Origin of the sequence: Pseudomonas sp. TWP3-1, from assembly GCF_049896625.1 — a bacterium.
Classification (GTDB): domain Bacteria; phylum Pseudomonadota; class Gammaproteobacteria; order Pseudomonadales; family Pseudomonadaceae; genus Aquipseudomonas.
Genome location: NZ_JAFCUQ010000042.1, coordinates 1 through 1,877, shown reverse-complemented (window position 1 = coordinate 1,877; position 1,877 = coordinate 1). Strand labels below are relative to the sequence as shown.

The 1,877-nt window shown below is 60.0% G+C and carries 1 protein-coding gene; it reads right to left on the bottom strand.

Annotated features, from left to right (window positions below; translation table 11 throughout):
- Window positions 1–28: 28 nt before the first annotated feature.
- Entirely contained in the window at window positions 29–1,450 is a 1,422-nt protein-coding gene (ltrA, locus tag ACP7BN_RS27645) for a group II intron reverse transcriptase/maturase (RefSeq protein WP_426206972.1), read from the bottom strand.
- Between the last annotated feature and the right edge of the window lie 427 nt (window positions 1,451–1,877).

Here is a 1,877-nt window from a genome sequence, read left to right as displayed (position 1 = left end):
CCGTACGTACGGATCCGTATACGGCGGTTCAAGCTATGCGGCTAAGCCGGTTTATCGTATCCAGTACCGAGACCAACCCAAGTTGATCCCATAGCTTCTTCGGCAGCGCCTGATTCATATGAGATGCTCCCGAGCTCCACCATGGGCCTCGGCCATTGAAGGCTGATTTGCAGGCGCGAGCTTCGCTAAGCCCCAGGCGCTTCAAGTTACGTGCCCTCGTTGAGGGCCGCTTCCATTGACGCCAGACGACGCAGCGAAGTTTACGCCGCACCCAGCCGTCAATTTCCTCAAGTGGCCGTTTGCTCTGACTGAGCTTGAAGTAGCCTGCCCACCCGCGTAGCACAGGGTTTATCCGTTCGATGACATTCGCCATCTTGTGGCCCCGCGCCCCGCGCAGCAGGTCTCTTAACCGGTCGTGCAAGCGACCCAGACTCATCGTCGCCACTCTCAGCCTCGGTTGCTGATGCCTGCTCATCCCATAACCCAGATAGTCGCAGACCCAAGGCCGTGCTACGTGGCTCTTTTCCCGGTTCAGCGTCAGTTTCAGGCGCTGATTCAGGAAACGCTCAACACCGGCCATCACCCGCGTGCCAGCTCGCTGACTGCGCACATAGATGTTCGCGTCGTCGGCATAACGCACGAAGCGATGGCCTCGCCGTTCCAGTTCGCGGTCGAGTTCGTTGAGCAGGATGTTCGACAGCAACGGCGAGAGCGGGCCGCCTTGCGGCGTCCCTTCCTGCCGTCGGCTGACGAGTCCGCCCGACATCGTTCCCGCTTCGAGGTAACGACGGATCAGCGCGAGCACACGCTTGTCTTCGATTTGACGCGCCACGCAGGCCATCAGGACATCGTGGTTGACCCGATCAAAGAACTTCTCCAGATCAAGCTCCACGCACCAGCGGTGACCCGCTGCCACGTGGTCGCGAGCGGTTTCGATGGCTTGGTGAGCGCTTCTACCCGGACGAAAGCCGTAGCTGTAGTCCGAGAACAGAGGATCGAAGATTGGCGTGAGCTGTTGCAGCAGTGCCTGTTGGATCAAGCGATCCACGACGCTGGGAATACCCAGTTGCCGTGTTCCGCCTTTGGGTTTGGGGATGTCAACGGCGCGTACACCCTGCGGGTGATACTCGCCGGCCAGCAACCTCACCTTGAGGGTCGGCCAATACTGTTTCACGTAGTCCGCCAAGTCGTCGACCGTCATGCCGTCGGCACCCGGTGCGCCCTTGTTGCTGACCACACGTTGATACGCACGCCTAAGGTTGGCCGGTGCAAGCACCCGCTCCATCAGCGTGTCCGGCTCCGCGTTCGTCCACGTCACAGACGCCGCCGATACCTGTGCGCTGTCAGCCGTCATCCTCGGATACTGTCCGGGACTCGGAGTAACAGTCTTCTCTTGGAGAAATTTCTGCATTTCGGTATTCAACGAGACTTTGACGCCTACTGGCGGCATAACTTGTTCGGCCCTTGGTGACGGGGTTATTCGCCACTTACTACGGCCTCGGCTGACTTCTGCACGTTCATCCCGTCGCCTCTCGACGCTCGGTAGCACTGTGGCAAACGTGCAGATCTCCCAGGGTAATTCGCGCGACCTTCCTGCTTATGCCTGTCGGATCTACGTCGCAGCGTCCCGTGCAAGTATTGGGCTTTAGGGAAACACGCCCCTTTACCCCGCTGCGCCGCCTCTATCCGCTTGCTGTTCGTCAGGCCAGCATTTTGCCTCGGGCTTCCTTCAGATTCGCGGTCACCCGCGACACCCTTGCCTCTGGCTAACACTTCCCCTTGCCGGGTGTGTAGAGGACTTTCACCTCCAAGTCACCAGCGAGGCCACCACAGCCAAGCTGGTTGCGCTTGCGCGCAACGCGCCATGCCTGGCGCAC